Source organism: Oceanibaculum sp. (genome assembly GCF_022449305.1).
GTDB lineage: Bacteria > Pseudomonadota > Alphaproteobacteria > Oceanibaculales > Oceanibaculaceae > Oceanibaculum > Oceanibaculum indicum.
Window position 1 is genome coordinate 12,585 of record NZ_JAKUSO010000041.1, and the last position, 22,303, is coordinate 34,887.

Below are 22,303 nucleotides of genomic sequence, written 5' to 3' on the forward strand. Positions count from 1 at the left end.
GCCGCCTCCCCTAACACAGGCGGCTCTATCGGAGGAATTTCCTGAAGGAACCGAGTCATCATGAAGGTTCTCGTCGCCGTTAAGCGTGTCGTCGATTACAACGTCAAGGTCCGTGTGAAGGCGGACGGTTCGGGCGTTGAGACGGCCAATGTGAAGATGTCCATGAACCCCTTCGACGAAATCGCCGTCGAAGAGGCCGTCCGTCTGAAAGAGGCCGGCAAGGCCGAGGAGATTGTCGCTGTGTCGCTGGGTGTCCAGCAGGCGCAGGAGACGATCCGCACCGCGCTCGCCATGGGGGCCGACCGCGGCATCCATGTGCAGACCGATGACGAGCTGCAGCCGCTGGCGGTCGCCAAGATGCTGAAGGCCGTCGTCGAGAAGGAGCAGCCGCAGCTGGTCATCCTCGGCAAGCAGGCGATTGACGATGATTGCAACCAGACCGGCCAGATGCTGGCCGCGCTGCTGGGCTGGCCGCAGGGCACCTTCGCCTCCAAGGTTGCGCCGGAAGGCGACAAGGTGCAGGTCACGCGCGAAATCGATGGCGGCCTTGAGACCGTCTCGCTGAAGCTGCCGGCCATCGTCACCACCGACCTGCGCCTGAACGAGCCGCGCTACGCCTCGCTGCCGAACATCATGAAGGCGAAGAAGAAGCCGATCGACCAGATGACCCCGGCCGATCTCGGCGTCGATACCGCGCCCCGCCTGACCACGCTGAAGGTCAGCGAGCCGCCGAAGCGCTCGGCCGGTGTGAAGGTGGGCAGCGTCGCCGAGCTGGTGGACAAGCTGCGCAACGAAGCCAAGGTCATCTAAGGCAGCAGGACGCGAGGAAAAGAACATGAGCATTCTTGTCGTTGCAGAACACGACAACGCGTCGCTGAAGCCGGCGACGCTGAACACCGTTGCCGCCGCCCAGCAGATTGCCCAGCACAACGGGGGCGGGGATATCCATGTGCTGGTGGCTGGCTCCGGCTGCGATGCCGCCGCGCAGGCCGCCGCCAAGATCGCCGGCATTGCCAAGGTGCTGGTCGCCGACGGGGCTGAATTCGCCAATGCGCTGGCTGAAAATCTGGCCCCGCTGGTGGTGAAGCTGGCCAGCGGCTACAGCCATGTGCTGGCGCCGGCCACGACCTCGGGCAAGAACGTCATGCCGCGCGTCGCAGCGCTGCTGGACGTACAGCAGATATCCGAGATCGTCGCGGTCGAGGGCGCCGACACCTTCGTGCGCCCGATCTATGCCGGCAATGCGCTGGCCACCGTGAAGTCCAGCGATGCGCTGAAGATCATCACCGTGCGCGCGACCGGCTTCGACGCGGCTGCTGCCGAGGGCGGTTCGGCCAGCGTGGAGAAGGTGGACTCGACCGGCGATGCCGGCACCTCCAGCTTCGTCGGCCAGGAACTCTCCAAGTCGGAGCGGCCGGAGCTGACCAGCGCCCGCGTCATCGTCTCGGGCGGTCGCGGCATGCAGTCGGGCGACAATTTCCACATGCTCGATAAGATCGCCGACAAGCTGGGTGCCGCCGTTGGCGCCAGCCGCGCGGCGGTCGATGCCGGCTTCGTGCCGAACGACTACCAGGTCGGCCAGACCGGCAAGATCGTGGCGCCGGAACTCTACATCGCCGTCGGCATCTCGGGTGCCATCCAGCATCTGGCGGGCATGAAGGATTCCAAGGTGATCGTCGCCATCAACAAGGACGAGGAGGCGCCGATCTTCCAGGTCGCCGATTACGGCCTGGTGGGCGACCTGTTCAAGATCGTGCCGGAACTGGAAGCCGAACTCGGCAAATAACAAGAAAAGGCGCACCCTCCGGGGGAAACCCTCGGGAGCGGTGCGCCGAACGCCCCGTCGAACGGGGCCGGTGAGGGATGGCCGGGCCGCGATTTTGCGCGGATGCCGGGCAACACAGGCGCAAGGGTGGGCAATATGAAGATCATCGGCATCATCGGCGCCGGGCAGATGGGCAGCGGTATCGCCCAGATCTGTGCCACGGCCGGCTATGACGTGAAGCTGTCCGACATCGAACAGTCACGCCTCGACGCGGCGGTCGAGAAGATCGACCAGAACCTGAAGCGCATGGTGGCGCGCGACAAGATCGAGGCCGCCACCGCCGAGGCCGCGATGAAGCGGATTTCGACCGGCACCGACTACGCCATCTTCGGCGATTGCGACATGGTCATCGAGGCGGCGACCGAGAATGAGGAGATCAAGCGGTCGATCTTCCGCACGCTGGTCCCGGCGCTGAAGGCCGATGCGATCATCGCCTCCAACACCTCTTCCATCTCGATCACACGGCTGGCCGCCACCACCGACCGGCCGGAGAAGTTCATCGGGATGCATTTCATGAACCCGGTGCCGGTCATGCAGCTGGTCGAGCTGATCCGCGGCATCGCGACCGGGGAGCAGACCTTCGAGGCGGTGCGCAAGCTGGCCCTCGATCTCGGCAAGACGGTTGCCGTGTCGGAGGATTTCCCAGCCTTCATCGTGAACCGCATCCTGCTGCCGATGATCAACGAGGCGGTCTATACGCTCTATGAGGGCGTGGGCTCGGTCGAGGCCATCGACACCGCGCTGAAGCTGGGCGCCAACCATCCGATGGGCCCGCTGGAGCTGGCCGACTTCATCGGGCTGGATACCTGCCTCGCGGTCATGCATGTGCTGTATGACGGGCTGGCCGACAGCAAGTACCGCCCCTGCCCGCTGCTGGTGAAATATGTCGAGGCCGGCTGGCTCGGCCGCAAGACCAACCGCGGCTTCTACGACTATAGCGGCGAGAAGCCCGTCCCCACCCGCTGATCAATCCGCCGCCGCACGTTGCAGGCTGGCGGGGACAGGCTTGTCCATATAGTGGCGGATGAGGGCGATGGCGTCCGGCGAATCCCAGGCCGCCGCGCCCACCAGCTGCCCGACCATCTTGCCCTCGCGGTCGATCAGGATGCTGGTCGGCAGGCCCTTGGCGCCCAGCGCGCGGGTTAGCGCCGTCTTCGGGTCGAGATAGATGGCGAGCTTCTTCAGCCCGTGCTTCTCGTAGAAGGGGCGCACCTGCTTCGCCCCGCCGCGGTCGGTGGACACCGCCAGCACCTGGAAGTCTCGGCCACCCAGCTTTGCCTGCAGCGCATCCAGCGCCGGCATCTCCTCGACACAGGGCGCGCACCAGGTCGCCCAGAGATTGACCAGCAGTACCGTGCCGCGCAGGTCGGCCAGCGTCAGGCTTTTTCCGGATTCGTCCGTGAAGCCCGTTTCCGGCGCTGGTCGCGGCGGCTGGATGGGGGTAAAGTCCGCCATTTCCGGCCCCAGCGGCGGCTGCGCCTGCGCAGGACCGGCGAGAAGGCCGAGGCAGAACAAGGCGGCTGCGAAGGCCGTGTGCTTTGTCGTTACGCTGAACATTCCATCAATCCCGGTAGCCTGTCCGAGTTGCGAGCCAAGATGACCGCTGAAACCAAGAACGCCGATACCAACAACACCGGCGCCGATGCCGGCAATACCATGTGGGGTGGACGCTACACCACCGGCCCTGCCGAAATCATGGAGAAGATCAACGCCTCCATCGATTTCGACAAGCGCATGTACGCCCAGGACATCGAAGGCTCCAAGGCGCATTGCCGCATGCTGGTCGCCACCGGCGTCATTACCGCAGAGGATGGCGGCAAGATTTTGACCGGCCTCGACCAGATATTGGCCGAGATCGAAGCGGGTCAATTCACCTTCAAGCGCTCGCTGGAAGACATCCACATGAATGTGGAGGCACGGCTGACCGAGATCATCGGCCCGGCGGCGGGCCGCCTGCACACCGCGCGCTCGCGCAACGACCAGGTGGCGCTGGATGTGCGCCTGTGGGTGCGCGATGCCGCCGACCGTGCCGATGTACAGATCGCCGACCTGCAGTCTGCCCTGGTGTCGCGCGCCGAGGAATATGCCGATGCGGTGATGCCGGGCTTCACCCACCTGCAGACCGCGCAGCCGGTGACCTTCGGCCATCATCTGATGGCCTATGTCGAGATGTTCGGGCGCGACCGGGGCCGCTTCCAGGATGCGCGCCGGCGGATGAACGAATCGCCGCTGGGCGGCGCTGCGCTCGCCGGCACCTCCTTCCCGATCGACCGGCACATGACGGCGAAGGATCTGGGCTTCGACCGGCCGATGGGCAATTCGATGGATGCCGTGGCCGACCGCGATTTCGCGCTGGAATATCTGGCTGCCGCCTCGATCCTGGCGACGCATCTGTCGCGCCTGGCCGAGGAGATCGTGATCTGGTGCAGCGCGCAGTTCCGCTTCATCCGGCTGACGGACGCCTTCTCCACCGGTTCTTCGATCATGCCGCAGAAGCGTAATCCCGACGCGGCGGAGCTGGTGCGCGGCAAGGCTGGCCGGGTGATCGGCGCGCTGAACACGCTGCTGATCGTCATGAAGGGCCTGCCGATGACCTACGGCAAGGACATGCAGGAGGACAAGGAGCCGGTGTTCATGGTCCGCGATACGCTGGACCTCTGCATCTCCGCCATGACCGGCATGGTGCGCGACCTGACGGCCAACCGGCAGGCGATGCGCGACGCGACGCTGCCCGGCTTCGCCACCGCGACCGACCTTGCCGACTGGCTGGTGCAGAATCTGAACATTCCGTTCCGCGAGGCGCACCACATCACCGGCCATATGGTGAAGCTGGCCGAGGATAATGGCGTCGATCTGTCGGAGCTGAGCCTGGAACAGATGCACGGCGTCGAGCCGCGCATCACCCAGGAGGTGTTCGAGGTGCTGGGCATCGACAATTCGGTGAGGAGCCGGGTCAGCTATGGCGGTACCGCGCCGGCGCGCGTGCTGGAGCAGGCGAAGCTTTGGAAGGAGCGTCTGGGATGAAGGCACGCTCGCTCTGCATTACTCTGCTCGTTGCGCTGCTGCTGGCCGGCGGCCTGACGGCCTGCGGCAAGAAGGGCGGGCTGGAGCCGCCGCCGTCCGGCGAGGGCCAGAAGGAAAACAAGTACCCGCGCACCTATCCGGCGCGCTGACCGGTTCGGGAATCAGGATCATGGACGCATTCACCCATCGCGATGGCCGGCTGTATGCCGAGGATGTGCCGCTGGCGCGCATCGCGGAACAGGTCGGCACGCCGGTCTTCGTCTATTCGGCCACATCCATTGAGGCGCAGTACGATGCGCTCGCATCCACGCTGGCCGACATGAAGGTCGGCATCTGCTACGCGCTGAAGGCCAATTCCAACCAGGCCGTGATCGCTACGCTGGCAGCGCGCGGCGCCGGTGCCGATGTGGTGTCGGAGGGTGAGCTGCGCCGGGCGCTGGCCGCCGGCGTGCATCCCTCGAAGATCGTCTTCGCCGGGGTCGGCAAGACGGCGGAGGAGATGGCATTCGCGCTGAAGGCCGGCATCCACCAGTTCAACCTGGAATCCGGGCCGGAGCTGGAGCTGCTGAACGAGGTTGCCGGTCGGCTGGGGCTGGTAGCACCGGTTGCCATCCGGGTGAATCCGGACGTGGACGCCAAGACCCACGCCAAGATCACCACCGGCAAGAAGGAAAACAAGTTCGGCATCGAGATCGAGCAGGCGAAATCCGTCTTTGCCCGCGCCGCCGCCCTGCCGCATATCGATCCGGTCGGCGTGGCCATGCATATCGGCTCGCAGCTGACGGATCTGGCACCCTACCGCGCCGCCTACCGCCGCATGGCCGATCTGGTGAAGGCCCTGCGCGCCGAGGGACACGATATCCGCCGCGTCGATCTGGGCGGCGGTATCGGTATCGATTATCGCGGCGATCATACTGTCGATCTGGCAGGCTATGCCGCCATCGTGCGCGAGGAGATCGCGCCGCTGGGGGCGGAGATGATCTGCGAGCCGGGCCGCCTGCTGGTTGGCAATGCCGGCGTGCTGCTGACCAGCGTGATCTATGTGAAGCAGGGCACGGCAAAGCGCTTTGTCATCGTCGATGCTGCGATGAACGATCTGATCCGGCCGACCCTGTATGAGGCACATCACGATATCGTGATGGAGCGCGCGGGCGCCCCAGAATCGCCGCATCCTGCCGATATCGTTGGTCCGATCTGCGAGAGCGGCGATTATCTGGCGAAAGACCGGGTGTTGCCGGAACTGGCGCCGGGCGACCTGCTTGCGGTGAAGTCCGCTGGTGCCTATGGCGCGGTGATGGGATCAAGCTACAATACCCGCCTGCTGGCGCCCGAAGTGCTGGTGCGCGGCGGGGACTTCGCGGTGGTGCGGCCCCGGCCCAGCTACGAGACGCTGATCGGCCAGGATCGACTGCCCGACTGGCTCTCGCCGGCGCAGCCGGTCCGGCGGGCAGCAGCCGGAGAAGATTAGCCCGGTTTCGGGTAACGGTCTTTCCGATCCGGCATATCGCCCCCATCTCGCTGATATGGGGTTGGAAGGAGCGGACATGGATCGGAGCCCTCTGGAACAGGATAGACAGCCGGCCTTTGCCGGAAATGTGGCTGGCGGCCTGAAGCCGCGCCTGGCCTGGCTCGCCCTGTTCTGGGAGGCGGCATGGCCCGCCCTCTGGCCCAGCGTCGGTGTCGCCGGCCTGTTCCTGTCGCTGGCTCTGCTCGATGTCCTGCCGTCGCTCGGCTTCGCGCTGCATCTGGCGGCGCTTGTCCTGTTCCTCGGTGTCTTCCTGTTCCTGACGGTGCGCAACCTGCGCCGGCTGCGCCTGCCCGAGGGCCGCGCCGCGCTGCGCCGGCTGGAAACCGCCAGCGGCCTTGGCCACCGTCCGCTGTCCGGGCTTCAGGATACGCTGGGCTCCAATCCGAAGGACCCGATGGCGCAGGCGTTGTGGCAGGCGCATCAGGCCCGGCTCGCCCGGCTGGTGCGCAGCCTGCGCGTCGGCCTGCCCTCGCCCGGTCTTGCCCGGCTCGATGTCTGGGGCCTGCGCGCGGCGCTGGGCCTGCTGCTGGTGATTGCCGTTGCCACCGGCTGGCGCGACGCCGACGACCGGCTGCTGCGCGCGGTGACGCCCAGCTTCGCCGGGGCCGCCCCGGCCGGCCCGCCGCCCGTCGATGCCTGGATCAACCCGCCGGCCTATACCGGCCTGCCGCCGCTCTATCTGCGCAAGAAGACCGATACGGTATCCGCCGATCCGGCCGTTGCGCAGAGCGATCAGCCGACACTCTCCATCCCGACCGGCAGCAAGCTGCTGGCGCAGGTGCATGGCGGCACGGGCCAGCCGGTGCTGCGCATCGAAGGGAGCCAGACGCCGTTCGAGAGCCTCGATTCCAGCAATCACCGGCTGGAGGCGGAGCTGACTGCCGGCAGCACGCTGCGCATCGAGCAGGAAGGCACGCTCCTGCAGGAATGGCGTATCGCTGTGGTGCCCGACCAGGCGCCCATCGCCGCCTTCCACAGCGACCCCGCCGCCGGCGAGCGCGCGGCGCTGAAGCTGGATTATGAGGCCAGCGACGATTACGGGCTGGAAAAGGTGACCGCGATCATCCGCCGGACCGCCTCCATCGAGCCGGGGGCGGCCATCATCGGCACGGCGACCCTGGAACTGGCGCTGGTATTGCCGGCATTGTCGCCGAAGCAGGCGCGTGCCGTTTCCTATCACGACCTCACCCCGCATCCCTGGGCCGGCACGCCGGTCCAGATCGAGCTGAAGGCGGAGGACGCCATCGGTCAGGAGGGGCTGAGCGCGCCCTTCCTCATGGTCCTGCCAGAGCGTGAATTCACCCATCCGGTCGCCCGCGCCATTATCGAGCAGCGCAAGCGGCTGACGCTGGACCCGGCGGCGCGTGAGGATATCGCCGAAAAGCTGACAGATGTCGCCGCAGCGCCGCAGGCCTATAACGAGGACAAGGTGGTGTTCCTCGCGCTGAAATCCGCCATCGCGCGGCTGTATGCCGGCGGTGAGGACATCGAAGCCGTGCAGGATCTGCTCTGGGACGCCGCGCTCAGGCTGGAGGATGGCGGTGTGTCGCTGGCCGAACGCGACCTGCGCGACATCCAGCGCCGGCTGCAGGAGGCGCTGGCCCGCAACGCGCCGGAGGAAGAGCTTGAGCGGCTGATGGACGAGCTGGAACGCGCCATGGACCGCTTCATGGAAGCGATGATGGAGCAGATGCAGCAGATGGCCGAGCAGGGCATCCAGCCGCCGACCTTCGATCCGTCGCAGATGCAGCAGATCGACCGTCAGGATCTGCAGCGCATGATGGACCAGATGCGCGAGATGATGCGCTCCGGCGCGCGTGACAAGGCGCAGCAGATGCTCTCCCAGCTGCAGCAGATGATGGAGAATATGCGCGCCGGCATGATGCCGCAGCAGCAGAACCAGCAGATGCAGCAGCAGATGCAGGCTCTGCAGGAATTGCAGGATCTGACCCGCCGGCAGCAGCAGCTGCTGGACGAGACCTTCCGCATGCAGCAGCAGATGCAGGGCAATGCCGACCGCCCCTCGCAGCGCGGCCAGCAGCCCGGCATGCAGGGCCAGCAGGGGCCGCAGCAGGGCGACCAGAACCAGCAGATGGGGCAGGAGGGCCGCAGCGGCCAGGCCGATGGCCGTTCGCGCATGACGCCGGAACGCGGGGCCGCCCTGCAGGAAGCGCTGCGCCGTGCGCTGGGCGACCTGATGCGGCGCATGGGCGAGGCTGGCGAGATTCCCCGCCAGCTGGGCCAGGCGGAACGCGCCATGCGCGATTCCAGCGATGCGCTGCGCGGCAACCAGCCGGGCGATGCGATCCCCGCCGAGACGGAGGCGCTGGACCAGCTGCGCTCCGGCGCGCAGCAGATGGCCGAACAGATGGCCCAGCAGATGATGGCCGGCCAGCAGCCGGGCCAGCAGGGGCAGGACCGGCCCGGCCAGCAGGGCCGCCGCCAGGGCGAGCGCGATCCGTTCGGCCGGCCCTACAATAATGACGGCCAGTTCGCGACCGGCGATGTCGAGGTGCCCGAACAGTCCGACCTGAAGCGCGCCCGCGAGATTTTCGACGAACTGCGTCGCCGCTCCGGCGATACCAGCCGCCCGGAATACGAGCTGGACTATATCGACCGGCTGCTCCGTCGCTTTTGATGAACCGTTTCTGGGGGCGCTTCTGACAGGGGTGCGGCACAATAACCCCATGGCGAAGTGCCGGCGGATGGTCTAGATCATGCGTTTCTCCAACGCGCGCAGATGCTATCACCTTCCATGAGCAAGATTTTCGACATCGCCATCGTCGGCGGCGGCGTGAACGGATGCGGCATTGCCCGCGATGCCGCCGGCCGGGGCCTCTCCGTCTTCCTGTGCGAGCAGCAGGACCTTGCTGGCGCCACTTCCTCGGCCAGCACCAAGCTGATCCATGGCGGGCTGCGCTATCTGGAATATTACGAGTTCCGGCTGGTGCGCGAGGCGCTGATCGAGCGTGAGGTGCTGCTGGGTATGGCCCCGCACATCGCCTGGCCGCTGCGCTTCGTGCTGCCGCACCACAAGGGGTTGCGCCCGGCCTGGCTGATCCGGCTGGGGCTGTTCCTCTATGATCATCTGGGCGGCCGCAAGATATTGCCGGGCACGCGGACGCTGGATTTGCGCCGCGATGCCGCCGGCGCGCCGCTGGCCGGCGATTTCATGAAGGCCTTCGAGTATTCCGACTGCTGGGTCGAGGATTCCCGCCTTGTCGTGCTGAACGCCATGGATGCGGCGGCGCGCGGCACGGAAATCCACACCCGCACCCGCTGCACCGGGGCGCGCCGAATCGAGGGCGTGTGGGAGGTGACGGTGGAGGATGCCGCCGGCAGCCGCGAGACGGTCCGCGCGAAATCGCTGGTGAATGCCGCCGGCCCCTGGGTGTCGCGCTTCCTGACCGAGGGTGTGGGCCAGAACGCTGCGGCGCGCATCCGCATGGTGAAGGGCAGCCACATCGTGGTGCCGCGCCTGTTCGACCATGACAAGGCCTACATCTTCCAGAACAGCGACGGGCGCATCGTCTTCGCCATCCCCTACGAGCGCGACTTCACGTTGATCGGCACCACCGACCAGGATTTCAAGGACGATCCGGCGCATGTCGCGATCTCGGAGGAGGAAACACGCTATCTGTGCGATGCGGTCAGCGGCTATCTGAAACAGCAGGTCACGCCTGACATGGTGGTGTGGACCTATGCCGGCGTGCGCCCGCTCTATGACGATGGCGCGTCGAAGGCGCAGGCCGCCACGCGCGACTATGTGCTGAAGCTGGACGCGCCGGAAGGCGGCGCGCCGCTGCTGAACATCTTCGGCGGCAAGATCACCACCTACCGCAAGCTGGCGGAATCCGCGCTGGCGCTGCTGAAGCCGCATCTGCCGGGCATGGGCCGGCCCTGGACCGAGGGGGCGACGCTGCCCGGCGGTGACTTCCCGGTGCTGGGCTTTGCCGATCAGGTCGCGGCGCTGCGCGCGGCCCATCCCTATCTGGCGGAGGCGCTTGCCCGGCGGCTGGTGCGCGCTTATGGCACCAGGGCGGTGGAACTGCTGGAGGGTGTCACCGACACGGCGGGGCTGGGTCAGCATTTCGGTGCTGATCTGTATGAGCGCGAAGTTGCCTATCTGATGGACCGTGAATGGGCGGTGAGTGCCGCCGATGTGCTGTGGCGGCGCTCCAAGCTCGGTCTCAGGCTTACGAAAGAACAGGCCGAGGCACTGGACGGCTGGATGCGGAACCGTCCAAGCTGAGGTTGTCAGACCAAGAAAAGAAAATAGGGAGGACCATCATGCCGTCCTGCATCCTGGCCATCGACCAGGGCACCACCTCCAGCCGCGCCATCCTGTTCGACAAGGATTATGCCGTGCGCGGCACCGCCCAGCGCGAGTTCACCCAGCATTTCCCGCGCTCCGGCTGGGTCGAGCACGATGCCGAGGAAATCTGGGACAGTGTGGTGGCGACCTGCCGCGAGGCGATGGAGAAGGCCGGCGTCTCGGCGTCCGATATCGCCGGCATCGGCATCACCAACCAGCGCGAGACGGTGGTGATCTGGGACCGCCGCACCGGCAAGCCGATCCACAAGGCCATCGTCTGGCAGGACCGCCGCACCGCCGATTTCTGCGCCGCGCTGAAGCAGAAAGGCCATGAGGCGGAGGTGACGGCAAAGACCGGCCTGCTGCTCGACCCCTATTTCTCGGCCAGCAAGATCGCCTGGACGCTGGACCATGTGGACGGCGCCCGCGCCGCCGCCGAGGCTGGCGACCTCGCCTTCGGCACCATCGACAGTTTCCTGATCTGGCGGCTGACGCAGGGCCGCGCGCATGTCACCGACGCCACCAACGCCGCGCGCACCCTGCTGTTCGATATCCATCGCGGGCAGTGGGACGAGGAGATGCTGGCGCTGTTCCAGGTGCCGGCCTCGCTGCTGCCGGCGGTGAAGGACAGCGCCGCCGATTTCGGCGATACCGCGCCGGAGATTCTGGGCGGCTCCATCCGCATCCTTGGCGTGGCCGGCGACCAGCAGGCGGCAACGGTCGGCCAGGCCTGCTTCCAGCCGGGCATGCTGAAATCGACCTATGGCACCGGCTGTTTCGCGGTGATGAACACCGGCAGCCAGTCGGTGATCTCGCGTAACCGGCTGCTCACCACCATCGCCTATCAGCTGGACGGCAAGCGGACCTACGCGCTGGAAGGCTCGATCTTCGTCGCCGGGGCCGCCGTGCAATGGCTGCGCGACGGGCTGGGCGTGATCGAAAAGGCCTCGGAGACGGCGGCCATGGCCGATGCCGCCGACGACACTCAGGATGTCTATCTGGTGCCGGCCTTCACCGGCCTTGGCGCGCCCTACTGGAACGCCAATGCGCGCGGCGCGCTGTTCGGCCTGACGCGCGGCACGACGCCAAGGGAGCTGGCGCGGGCGGCGCTGGAATCTGTGTGCTACCAGACCCGGGACCTCGTGCAGGCGATGCAGGGCGACTGGGGCAAAGCGAGCGGCGACACGGTGCTGCGCGTCGATGGCGGCATGGTCGCCAGCGACTGGACCATGCAGTTCCTGGCCGACATCTTGAACGCGCCGGTGGACAGACCAGTTGTCTTGGAGACGACGGCGCTGGGCGCCGCCTATCTGGCCGGGCTGAAGGCGGGATTCTATCCGGAGCCGGCGAAATTCGCCGAGCGCTGGAAGCTGGACCGCCGCTTCGAGCCCGACATGGAGGAGGCCACCCGCGCCCGCAAGTTCGCGGGCTGGAAACGCGCCGTCAAAGCCACGCTGCTTGCTGCCGAGGAGTAGAGTCATGCACCGCCTGCCGCCGCTTTCCCGCCGTGATGTGCTGATCGCCGGAGGGGCTCTTGGAGTGGCGGCGGCGTTTCTGCCCCGGCCCTCTCTGGCGGCGACCCCGGCGGCCGATGGCGTCCGGCGCTTCGCGCTGAAGCCGATGCCGGCGACCGCACCGCTGGTCGGCAACGGCCATCCCGATACTGCCATCTGGGGCTATAATGGCAGCGTGCCGGGGCCGGAAATCCGCGCGCTGCAGGGCGAGACCATCGAGATCGCTGTCGAGAACGGGCTGGAGCAGGCGACTACCGTACACTGGCACGGCATCCGCCTGCCCAACGCCATGGACGGCGTGCCGCATGTGACGCAGGACCCGATCGCGCCGGGCGGGCGCTTCACCTACCGCTTCGCCCTGCCCGACGCCGGCACCTACTGGTATCACCCGCATCTCGGCAGCTCCGAACAGCTTGGGCGCGGCCTGTCCGGCGCGCTGATCGTGGAGGAGCGCGAACCGGTCCGGGTGGACCGAGAGATGGTGTGGCTGCTGGATGACTGGCGGCTGGGCCGCGACGCGCAGATCGTCGGCGGCTTCGGCGACATGCATGGCCGCACCCATGACGGGCGCATCGGCAACACCGTCACGCTGAATGGAAGGCTGACCGAGCAGCTGCCGGTGCGGGCGGGCGAGCGTCTGCGGCTGCGGCTCGTCAATGTCGCCAATGCGCGGCTGTTCGCGCTGGAGTTCCAGGGGCACCAGCCGCAGGTGGTGGCGCTGGACGGCCACCCGGTGACGCCGCACGCGCCGAAGGACGGGCAGGTGGTGCTGGGGCCGGGCATGCGCGCCGATATCATCCTCGACATGCAGGGCAGGCCGGGCGAGCGGTTCCAGGTGGTGGACCGGTTCTACCGGCAGATGCACTACCGCTTCGTCGATCTTGCCTATTCGGACGAGGCGCCGCTGCGCGACAGCCCGCTCAATGCGTCGATCCGGCTGCCGGCCAATACCGTCCCGGCGCCCGATCTGGCCAATGCGGTCACCCACCGCGTGCATTTCGGCGGCGGCATGATGAGCCAGATGGCCAGCGCCCGCATGGACGGGCGTACCGTGGGCCTGCGCGAGATGTTCCAGCACGGCCTTGCCTGGACGGTGAATGGCGAGGCGGTCAGCGGCCATCTGCACGACCCGCTGTTCCGCCTGAAGCAGGGGCAGAGCTGCCGCATGGTGCTGGAGAACGATACCGCCTGGTTCCACCCGATCCACCTGCATGGCCATGCCTTTCGGGTAATCGCCCGCAACGGCCAGCCGGTCGCGGACGACGCCTTCCTCGACACCGTGCTGCTGGCCCCGCGCGAGACGGCGGAGATCGCCTTCCTGGCCGATAATCCGGGGATGTGGATGCTGCACTGCCATGTGCTGGAGCACCAGGAAGGCGGCATGATGGGGCTGTTCGAGGTGGGTTAGGGGCGCTCTCTGGACGGCGTGATACTCAATCTTCGGGTTTTCTTAGACTGTCATTCCCGGCCTTGTGCCGGGAATCCAGGCTTCAGCCTGCTCGGTACACGATCCAGTGAGCCGAGGCCTGGACCCCCGCAACAAGTGCGGGGGTGACGGTTTGGAGGTTTGTCTGGGCTCCAGCGACTTTCCCTGAGCTCGGAAGGCGCCCTACTCGATCAGGCCGAAGCGGCGACGGTAGGCATCGATATAGGCCTCCTTCGAGGGCATCAGGTGACGCCGGCAGATTTCCATCAGGCGCTGCCGGTCACCCTCGCGGATGGCTTTCAGGATATCCCGATGGTCATCGCGGGCATAGGCGATGGTCTCCGGCTGTACCACCGAATAGAAGCGGATGGCGTGGGTCTTCTGCGCGAATTCGTCGATGACGCCGGCGAGATAGGGATTGCCGCAGCCGGCATAGAGCACGCGGTGGAACTGCACATTCAGGCGGAAGATGCGCGGCAAATCCTGCGCCGCCACTGCTGCATCATGCTCGTCCTGCAGCGCTTCCAGCTCGGCAAGGCGGGCCGGCTCCATCGGCAGCGGCAGCATCTCGGCGCAGCTGGTTTCCAGCAGCGCGCGCACGGCATAGAGCTGCTCCACCTCCTCGGGCGTATAGGCCTTCACCATGGCGCCGCGGTTGCGGAAGCGCTCGATCAGCCCGCGCCGCTCCAGGTCGGCCAGCGCCTCGCGCACGATATGGCGCTTCACGCCGAAACGTTCGGCCAGCGCTTCCTCGACCAGCCGCTCGCGCGGGTGCAGCCGACCGAAGACGATATCCTCCTCGATCCGCTGCACGATGCGGTCCTGCGGGGTCTCCCCGTCCAGTGCCAGTGCTTCGCTCATGCTTCCGTCCGCCTGGTGAAAACCGCCTGCGGTTTGCAGCCTCAAGCTAACCATAGGCAAGCCATGCGTAGAACAGGATTGTTGACAATTTCAAGGACGGTCTATTGTCAGGCACGTGAAGAAAACGGGGAGGACAAGGATGAGCAGCGAAAAGCGCGGCATGTCGCGGGGACTGACCAGCTACGGCGATGACGGGTTCTCGCTGTTCCTGCGCAAGGCCTTCATCAAGGCGATGGGCTATACGGATGATGCACTGGGCCGGCCGATCATCGGCATCGTGAACACCTTCAGCGGCTACAATGCCTGCCACCGCAACGTGCCCGACCTGGTGGAGGCGGTGAAGCGCGGCGCCATGCTGCAGGGCGCGCTGCCCATCGAATTCCCCACCATCTCGCTGCATGAGAGCTTCGCGCATCCGACCAGCATGTATCTGCGCAACCTCATGGCCATCGACACGGAGGAGATGATCCGCGCCCAGCCGATGGATGCGGTTGTGCTGATCGGCGGCTGCGACAAGACCGTGCCGGCGCAGCTCATGGGCGCGGCCTCCGCCAATGTCCCGGCGATCCAGCTGGTCACCGGCGCCATGCTGACCGGCAGCCATCGTGGCGAGCGGGTGGGCGCCTGCACCGATTGCCGCCGCTTCTGGGGCCGCTACCGCGCCGAGGAGATCGACGATCAGGAAATCGCCGAGGTGAACGACCAGCTGGTGCCGACTGCCGGTACCTGCTCGGTCATGGGCACGGCCAGCACCATGGCGCTGGTGACCGAGGCGCTGGGCATGATGCTGCCGGGCGGCGCTTGTCCGCCCGCCGTCTCCGCCGCGCGCCAGCGCCATGCCGAGGAAACCGGCGCTGCCGCTGTGCGTATCGCCGCCGACCGGCTGACCCCAGACAAGATCATGACGCCGAAGGCGTTCGAGAATGCGCTGCGCGTGCTGCTGGCCATCGGCGGTTCGACCAACGGCCTCGTGCATCTGACGGCGATGGCCGGGCGCATGGGCATCGAGGTCGATCTGGAGGCGGTGGACCGGCTGGGGGCCGATACGCCGGTGCTGGTCGATCTGAAGCCGTCGGGCAGCTACTACATGGAAGACCTGCACAAGGCCGGCGGGCTGGTGATGATCCTGCGCGAACTGAAGCATCTGCTGAATCTCGACTGCCTGACCGTTTCCGGCCGCACCCTGGGCGAGGAGATCGAGGCCGCGCCCAAGCCCTGGCCGCAGAATGTGGTGCGCACCGCCAAGGACCCGATCTATGCCGAGGGCGGTATCGCTGTGCTGCGCGGCAATCTGTGTCCCGGCGGGGCGATCATCAAGCAGTCCGCCGCCAATCCGAAGCTGATGCAGCATGAGGGCCGCGCCGTCGTCTTCGCCGATGCCGCAGACCTTGCCGCGCGCATCGATTCTGACGATCTGGACGTGACGGCAGACGATATTCTGGTGTTGCAGAATATCGGCCCCAAGGGCCATCCCGGCATGCCGGAGGCCGGCTATCTGCCGATCCCGCGCAAGCTGGCGCGCCAGGGTGTGAAGGATATCGTGCGGATTTCCGACGGCCGCATGAGCGGCACGGCGGCGGGCACCATCGTGCTGCATGTGACGCCGGAATCCGCCGATGGCGGGCCGCTGGCGCTGGTCCGCACCGGCGACCGCATCCGCCTCGACGTTGCCGGCCGGCGGCTCGACATGCTGGTGGACGAGGCGGAGATCGGACGCCGCCGCGCCTCCTTGCCGCCACGGCCGCTGCGGCCGGAGGATGACCGCGGCTACCGCAAGCTGCTGATGGAAACGGTCACGCAGGCCGACAAGGGCGTCGATTTCGACTTCCTGGTCCCGCCGGTCAAGGCGAAGACTCCGCTGGCGAAGGGCTGAGCCATTCATGGACGAGGCAGGAGAGAGGCGGCCGGAAGGCTGGCGCGCCACCGTCATCCGCATCTTTCTCTGCCTCGGCCTGGCGGCGATCCTCAGCCAGTTCTTCCGCTCGGCCACCGGCGTCATCGCGCCGGAGCTGATGCGCGACCTGGCGCTGTCGGCCAGTGAGATGGGCATGCTGACGGCGGCCTTCTTCCTGACTTTCGCGCTGACCCAGATCCCGACCGGCATCCTGCTCGACCGCTATGGGTCGCGCCTCACCATCGCCGGCACCATGCTGTTCGCGGTGGCGGGGTCCGTCGTGTTTTTCCTGGCGGAGACCTACTGGCATGTCGTGCTGGCCCGCGTGCTGATCGGCATCGGCTGCGCCGGCGTGATGATGGGCGGTTTCGTGGTGCTGGCGCGCTGGTTCGATGCGCGCTCCTTCACCATGACGATGGGCTGGATGATCGCCCTGTCCAATGCCGGCAACCTGCTGGCCACCACTCCGATGGCGCTGGCGACCGAATGGCTGGGCTGGCGCGGCACCTTCCTGGTCATGGGGCTGGTGACGCTGGCCGTGGTGCTGGCGGTGCTGGCCGGTGTGCGCGACGCCCCGCCCGGCCACCAGTTCCTCGCCCGCAAACGCGAGAGCGGCGCCGATATCTGGGCCGGGCTGAAGGCGGTGTTCCGCAACCCGCAACTACCCTACATCCTGGCGCCGGGCTTCGTGACCTATGCCTGCACCATCACCGTGCTGGGGCTGTGGGCGGCCCCCTTCCTGCACGATGTGCACGGGCTGGAAGGGGTGGAGCGGGGCAATATCCTGCTGGGGATGAGCCTCGCCATCATTGCCGGCACGCTGATCTACAGCCCGCTGGACCGCCGCATCCAGAGCCGCCGCAAGCTGGTGCTGGCGGGTGGCGGCGGCAGCATGGCCTGCCTTGCCGGCCTTGCGATGTTCGCCGAATCCAGCCTGTGGCTGGTGGCCGCGCTGTTGATCGGCTTCACCCTGTTCAATACCTATAACGTCATCGTCGTCGCCCATGGCCGCACGCTGTTCCCCGACCACTTGGTGGGGCGCGGCATCACCACGGTGAACATCGCGGTGCAGACCGGTGCCGCCGCCCTGCAGATGGCCAGCGGCGTGCTGATCGGCTTCGTGGCGGCGTCCGTGCCGGGGGCGACCGATCTGCCCTACCGGTTCCTGTTCGCGGCGCTGGCAGTGGTGACGCTGCTGGCGCTGGCCTATTACGCACGGGCGGAGGACCGGGTTCCTCAGCCTCTATCGCAAGGGAGAAACTGATGCGCGCGGTCTGGTACGAGGCAAAGGGTACGCCCGAGGTTCTGACAATCGGCGAGATGCCAGATCCGATCCCCGCTGCCGGCGAGGTGCGGGTGCGGCTCGCCGTCTCCGGGGTGAATCCGACCGACAGCAAGCGCCGCTCGAACGGGCGGGAGCTGGACCGGTTCGCGCGGATCATCCCGCATCAGGACGGGGCGGGCGCCATCGACAAGGTGGGCGAGGGCGTCGATCCGTCCCGCATCGGCCAGCGGGTCTGGGTGTTCGCCGCGCAGGCCAAGCGCCCCTTCGGAACGGCGGCGCAGTTCACCTGCGTGCCGGCGGATTACGCCATCGCGCTGCCGGATGGGATCGGCTTCGATGACGGTGCCTGTCTTGGCGTGCCAGCGGTCACCGCACATCGCAGCCTGTTCGCCGATGGCGATATCAGCGGCAAGACCGTGCTGGTGACCGGGGCGACCGGCCGGGTCGGGCGCTATGCCGTGCAGCTGGCGAAGTGGGCGGGTGCACGGGTCATCGCCACCGCCTCCACGCCGGAGAAGCGCGCCGAGGCTGAGGCGCTGGGCGCCGATGTCGCGATCCCGCACGGCAAGGAGTTGCTGGAGGCGGCGAAGCAGGCCGCACCCAAGGGCATCGATCATGTGGTGGAGGTGGCGTTCGGCACGAATATCGAGGCGGTCACGGTGCTGATGCGCCCGAACGGCACCATCGCAACCTATGCCTCCGACTCGATGCCAGCCCCGGTGCTGCCCTTCCACCTGCTGATGTACAAGAACACCAACATCCGCATGGTGGCGATCTTCGACATGCCCGAGGCTGCAAAGCGCCAGGCCTTCGCCGACATCACGCGCTGCCTGAAGGAAGGCGGGCTGAAGCACCGCATCGACCGGCGCTTCCCGCTGGACCAGGTGCCGGCCGCACATGCCGCGCTGGAAGCTGGCGAGATTCAGGGTTCGCTGCTGATCGATATCGCCTAGAAAGCGCGGCGATGGGGCGGTGTCAGATACGCCGCCCCTCGGCCAGCATCTTGTCGACGTGGCGGCCCTGGAACATCGTCAGGCCGAGCGACTGGCCGAAGCGCACCGCCTCGTCATTGTCGCAGCGGCACAGGATGATGCGGGCGCGGCCGCAGCGATCCACATGCTGCTTCAGCTCGGCCAGGCGGTTGCCCGAATTGTCTTCCGCCATGTCCGGCGTCCAGATCACCTTCAGGAGGTCGAGGCCCAGCCGCTCGCGGTCGATGAACTGGATGGTCAGGTGGTTCAGCCCGTCCAGGCAGATGCGGTAGCCGCGCTCGCGCAGGAAGTCGCGGGCGAAGACATAAGCGCCCATGTCGCCGAAGATGTCGATCTTCTGGAATTCTACGACAACGGTGCCGCGCGCGACCGCCTTCAGGCTGGAATCGAAGTTCAGGAACTGCGGCGACAGCACTGTCGAGACATTCATGTTGATCGAGAAGGAGCTGGCGATCGAGCTGTCGTCATTGCGCATCAGCAGCGACAGCATGCGGCTGTCCAGCGTCTGGGTCAGATGCTGGAACAGCCACGGATTGGCCCCGATGTCGTATTCCGGCAGCATCGTGTTCTGCAGGTCGGGGATAGAGATATACAGCTCCTGAAACACCGGCTGCGGCGGCATGCCCGGCGTGATCGCGCAGATCGACTGGCGGCGCATCAGGTTCGACATGTCGGCACGCGCCAGGAACTGCTCCAGCTTGCCCAGCTGCTCCGGCTCGATCGGCCGGCGGCCGCTGCGCTTGGCGCCCGCCTTGGGGTCGGCGGTAGCATTCATGCGGGCCTGGCGCTCGCGCTCCCGGTGCATCTTCTTGGCGACTTCCAGCACGTCGTCGTACTGGCTCTCCATGTTGTACCAGGTGCAGAATTTGTGGATGTCCTCTTCCTCGTCGCCCTGGGCGAGCGGGTCTTCGCTGAACAGGAACCGCACCTTCATGACGGCGGTGTCGATGTCCTGCAGCGTTGCGCCCTTGCAGATGAAGAAGATGTCGGAATTGGACAGGATGAAGGTCTGGCCTTCGTAATTCTGGACAATGCCCTCGAAGGTCGCGGCGGCGATGCGGATATGGTGGTCGCGCCGGTTGTTAGGGCGCAGCCGCGACAGGTGCAGATGCACGGCCGTGCGGTCTTCCAGATTGTTCCGGCTGAGGCGCTGCAGATAGTCCAGCAGCATATATTCCTGGCTGGGACCGCGGGCGGTTTGCCCGCCCTGTGCTGCTTGCGTCAATATTGCCATCTACCGCTCCCCAACTTGCGGATCATTATGCCGTCAGACGCTGTTGCGCCCTTGTGGTTTGCTTGCCGTCGAAACCCTCGCGAGACGGCGTGTTCGCGTGGCCGTGGGACACCGGGTTCCTTGCGCGACCTGTCGCGGCGGAACTTCTACAGGTATCCAGGTCTTTTATCAAAGTTCGGTCATTAAATCAGTGTTTCTCTCGCAAGCCGTTGCGATCAGAGGCAAGATAATTACATATAATTTTAATTATATCCAGACAAAACATGATCCTACATGGCGCTAGCGCGGCCATTACTCCCGGTATTTCAGGCGGATAGAGGTACCGCTCTCGCGATTTCGCATCTAACCTCCATCTTGACCGTCCGAATGCGATATGATGCCGTGATTCCGGGCATTGGTTGGGGTGGGCGTCCGATGAAACGCAAGATGTTTGAAGATGCAGCGGCCGTCCTGCGGGCGTGGGCGGTTGTGTCCCTGCTTGCGGTCGCCCTGGTTGGCTGCGCCGCGACACCGAAAAGCACCCCGGAAGCGGCTCCCGCTCCTTCGGTCAGCCTCGCCGATTATGCCCTGGCGCCGGGTGACAAGGTGCGGGTGACGGTCTGGGGTCAGCCCGACCTGACGACCGAGGCGGAGCTGGACGCCGGGGGGCAGATCGCCATGCCGCTGCTGGGCGCGGTACAGGCTGGCGGGCGCACGGCGGGGGCTTTGCGCGACGCCATCGCCGAACGGCTGGACGCGCGCTATCTGGTCAACCCCAAGGTGGCGGTCGAGGTCGCGCGCTACCGGCCTGTCTTCGTGCTGGGCAGTGTCGAACGGCCGGGCAGCTACAATTATCAGCCGGCACTCGATGTGCGCCGCGCAGTGGCCCTGGCGGGTGGCTACAGCGCGGATACAGCAGTTCCGGCGGTCACGATCCTGCGCGGCGAGACCGAGGGACGGCGGGAGATCGCCGGGCACCCGGATATGGTGGTGCTGCCGGGCGATGTGATCGAAATCGGCCGGTCCCGGCGATAGTCATGGGACAGTCAATCATGAGACAGGGGGGAGAGCGGGCATGACGGAACTGACCCCCTACCGGGCGGGGCATGGCCCTGTGTCCGGTATGCAGGATGGACCGGCCTGGGCGAGGCCTGCGCAAGGCGGGCTCGGCGCGGCCATTGGCCGGCGCAAGGGGCTGTTCATCGGTGTGAGCCTTGTCGTCTTCGCGCTGGGCGCCGGCTTGATCCTGGTTCAACCCCTGCGCTATCGCGCCGAGGCGGTGCTGGTGCTGGAGCCACGCGAGGGTAATCAGTTCGCCGCCGGGACGGTGGACCGCACCGCGCTGCTGACCGAGGCGGGGCTGCTGCGATCCCGCGATCTCGCCAGCCAGGCGGTGCAAGAGCTGGGACTGGCCGGCAATCCCGACACTCTGGCGGCGGACGGCAATCCGCTGCTCTATTGGGCGGGTGTTGCCATGGACACCGCCCGGCGCGCGCTGGCGGAGCTGACGGGCGAAGCGCTGCTGGCCAGCCCCGCCGCCGACCCGCTGGAGCGCGCGACGGATGCCTATCTTGACCGGCTGAGTGTCACGCCGGCCGATGGCGCCCGCCTGCTGACGGTGGGCTTCACCGCTGCCGATCCGGCGCTGGCGGCGCGGGCGGCCAACCTGACGGCGCAGCTCTATCTCGAAGGCAGGACGACCCGTCGCGACAGCGCCGCCGAACGCGCCGGGCGCTGGCTCAGCCAGAAGCTGGACAGCCTGCGCGCCGACGTGCTGGAAAGCGCGCGCCGGCTTGAGGAATATCGCCGCCGCTCCGGCGTGGTGGAGGTCGGCGGCAATTCCCTGCAGCGCGACCAGCTGTCCCAGGTCAGCACCCAGCTTGTCGCTGCCGTGGCACAGCGCACCGAGGCCGAGGCGCGCGCCCAGCAGGTGCGCCGGCTGCTGGACCGGCCCGGCGCCATCGACAGTGCGAGCATCGTGCTGAATACCGAGCTGGTGCGCGAACTGCGCCTGCAGGAAGCCGCCATCCAGCGCCGCATGGCCGAGCTGCGCACCCAGTACCGCGAGGAACATCCGCGCCTCATCGAGGCGCAGGCGGAGCTGGAGGAGCTGCGCGGCACCATCGCGCAGGAAGTGCGCAAGCTGGTTGCCAGCCTGGAGAATGAGGCCGAGGTAGCGCGGGTGCGCGAACGCGCCTTGCAGCTTGAGGTCGAGCGTCTGACCGCGCTGGTCGAAGGCCAAAATGAGGCGGAGGCGGCGATCCGTGCCCTAGAGGAGGAGCTGCGCACCCGCACCCAGCTCTATGAGGCGGTGCTGACCCGCGCCAATGAGAGCGAGCTGGCGCAGCGCGCCCAGCAAGGCTTCGATGCGCGGCTGGTATCGGCGGCCGCCGTTCCGCGCCAGGCGGCGCAGGCGGCCGGCTGGG

The 22,303-nt window shown here is 66.8% G+C and carries 18 protein-coding genes; 15 read left to right on the top strand and 3 right to left on the bottom strand.

The window, feature by feature from the left end; genetic code table 11:
- The first annotated feature begins 60 nt into the window (after positions 1-60).
- The 3 genes from MK313_RS12440 (at position 61) to MK313_RS12450 (ending at position 2,791) form a co-directional block, all read left to right on the top strand.
- The gene (locus MK313_RS12440; protein ID WP_008943018.1) at positions 61-810 is read left to right on the top strand and encodes an electron transfer flavoprotein subunit beta/FixA family protein; all 750 of its coding nucleotides are present in this window, start codon (positions 61-63) and stop codon (positions 808-810) included.
- Positions 811-835: 25 nt separating this feature from the next.
- Entirely contained in the window at positions 836-1,786 is a 951-nt protein-coding gene (locus MK313_RS12445; protein ID WP_287781881.1) for an electron transfer flavoprotein subunit alpha/FixB family protein, read from the top strand.
- A gap of 135 nt (positions 1,787-1,921) precedes the next feature.
- Positions 1,922-2,791, top strand: coding sequence for a 3-hydroxybutyryl-CoA dehydrogenase (locus tag MK313_RS12450; protein WP_040706262.1), 870 nt, complete (start codon positions 1,922-1,924; stop codon positions 2,789-2,791).
- Here MK313_RS12450 and MK313_RS12455 read toward each other — a convergent pair whose 3' ends face one another.
- Positions 2,792-3,382, bottom strand: coding sequence for a TlpA disulfide reductase family protein (locus MK313_RS12455; protein ID WP_287781882.1), 591 nt, complete (start codon positions 3,380-3,382; stop codon positions 2,792-2,794).
- Between the two features lie 39 nt (positions 3,383-3,421).
- On the opposite strand from MK313_RS12455, the gene argH reads away from it, so the two are divergent.
- From argH to MK313_RS12490, 7 genes are all read left to right on the top strand, one after another.
- Positions 3,422-4,849 (top strand): argininosuccinate lyase, encoded by a 1,428-nt coding sequence (argH, locus tag MK313_RS12460; protein ID WP_287781883.1) that lies wholly within the window; start codon positions 3,422-3,424, stop codon positions 4,847-4,849.
- The gene (gene lptM, locus MK313_RS12465) at positions 4,846-4,998 is read left to right on the top strand and encodes an LPS translocon maturation chaperone LptM (RefSeq protein WP_287781884.1); all 153 of its coding nucleotides are present in this window, start codon (positions 4,846-4,848) and stop codon (positions 4,996-4,998) included. Before argH ends, lptM begins: the two co-directional genes overlap by 4 nt.
- A gap of 20 nt (positions 4,999-5,018) precedes the next feature.
- Positions 5,019-6,317 (top strand): diaminopimelate decarboxylase, encoded by a 1,299-nt coding sequence (gene lysA, locus MK313_RS12470; protein WP_287781885.1) that lies wholly within the window; start codon positions 5,019-5,021, stop codon positions 6,315-6,317.
- Between the two features lie 76 nt (positions 6,318-6,393).
- On the top strand, positions 6,394-9,015 hold the full coding sequence (locus MK313_RS12475; protein ID WP_287781886.1) for a TIGR02302 family protein: 2,622 nt from the start codon (positions 6,394-6,396) through the stop codon (positions 9,013-9,015).
- A gap of 117 nt (positions 9,016-9,132) precedes the next feature.
- Positions 9,133-10,629 (top strand): glycerol-3-phosphate dehydrogenase, encoded by a 1,497-nt coding sequence (glpD, locus tag MK313_RS12480; RefSeq protein WP_287781887.1) that lies wholly within the window; start codon positions 9,133-9,135, stop codon positions 10,627-10,629.
- 38 nt (positions 10,630-10,667) lie between these two features.
- Positions 10,668-12,167 (top strand): glycerol kinase GlpK, encoded by a 1,500-nt coding sequence (glpK, locus tag MK313_RS12485; RefSeq protein WP_287781888.1) that lies wholly within the window; start codon positions 10,668-10,670, stop codon positions 12,165-12,167.
- 4 nt (positions 12,168-12,171) lie between these two features.
- Positions 12,172-13,614 (top strand): multicopper oxidase family protein, encoded by a 1,443-nt coding sequence (locus MK313_RS12490; protein WP_287781889.1) that lies wholly within the window; start codon positions 12,172-12,174, stop codon positions 13,612-13,614.
- 201 nt (positions 13,615-13,815) lie between these two features.
- On the opposite strand, the gene MK313_RS12495 is transcribed toward MK313_RS12490, so the two are convergent.
- Positions 13,816-14,493, bottom strand: a complete 678-nt coding sequence (locus tag MK313_RS12495; RefSeq protein WP_287781890.1) for a GntR family transcriptional regulator — start codon at positions 14,491-14,493, stop codon at positions 13,816-13,818.
- A gap of 139 nt (positions 14,494-14,632) precedes the next feature.
- On the opposite strand from MK313_RS12495, the gene MK313_RS12500 reads away from it, so the two are divergent.
- The 3 genes from MK313_RS12500 to MK313_RS12510 are packed head-to-tail and all read left to right on the top strand — an operon-like array spanning position 14,633 to position 18,625.
- A complete protein-coding gene (locus MK313_RS12500; protein WP_287781891.1) occupies positions 14,633-16,366 on the top strand; it encodes an IlvD/Edd family dehydratase in 1,734 nt (577 codons plus the stop codon).
- A 7-nt stretch (positions 16,367-16,373) separates the two neighbouring features.
- Positions 16,374-17,651: an MFS transporter gene (locus MK313_RS12505; protein ID WP_287781892.1), complete on the top strand. Its 1,278-nt coding sequence runs from the start codon at positions 16,374-16,376 to the stop codon at positions 17,649-17,651.
- Positions 17,651-18,625: an NADPH:quinone reductase gene (locus tag MK313_RS12510; RefSeq protein ID WP_287781893.1), complete on the top strand. Its 975-nt coding sequence runs from the start codon at positions 17,651-17,653 to the stop codon at positions 18,623-18,625. The genes MK313_RS12505 and MK313_RS12510 overlap by 1 nt, the downstream gene beginning before the upstream one ends.
- A gap of 22 nt (positions 18,626-18,647) precedes the next feature.
- On the opposite strand, the gene MK313_RS12515 is transcribed toward MK313_RS12510, so the two are convergent.
- Positions 18,648-19,898, bottom strand: coding sequence for a hypothetical protein (locus tag MK313_RS12515; protein ID WP_121221588.1), 1,251 nt, complete (start codon positions 19,896-19,898; stop codon positions 18,648-18,650).
- 468 nt (positions 19,899-20,366) lie between these two features.
- On the opposite strand from MK313_RS12515, the gene MK313_RS12520 reads away from it, so the two are divergent.
- Both MK313_RS12520 and MK313_RS12525 read left to right on the top strand, forming a co-directional pair.
- On the top strand, positions 20,367-20,912 hold the full coding sequence (locus MK313_RS12520; protein ID WP_287781894.1) for a polysaccharide biosynthesis/export family protein: 546 nt from the start codon (positions 20,367-20,369) through the stop codon (positions 20,910-20,912).
- Between the two features lie 40 nt (positions 20,913-20,952).
- Positions 20,953-22,303 (top strand): GumC family protein (locus tag MK313_RS12525; RefSeq protein WP_287781895.1); only part of this gene is annotated, 1,351 nt, incomplete at its 3' end.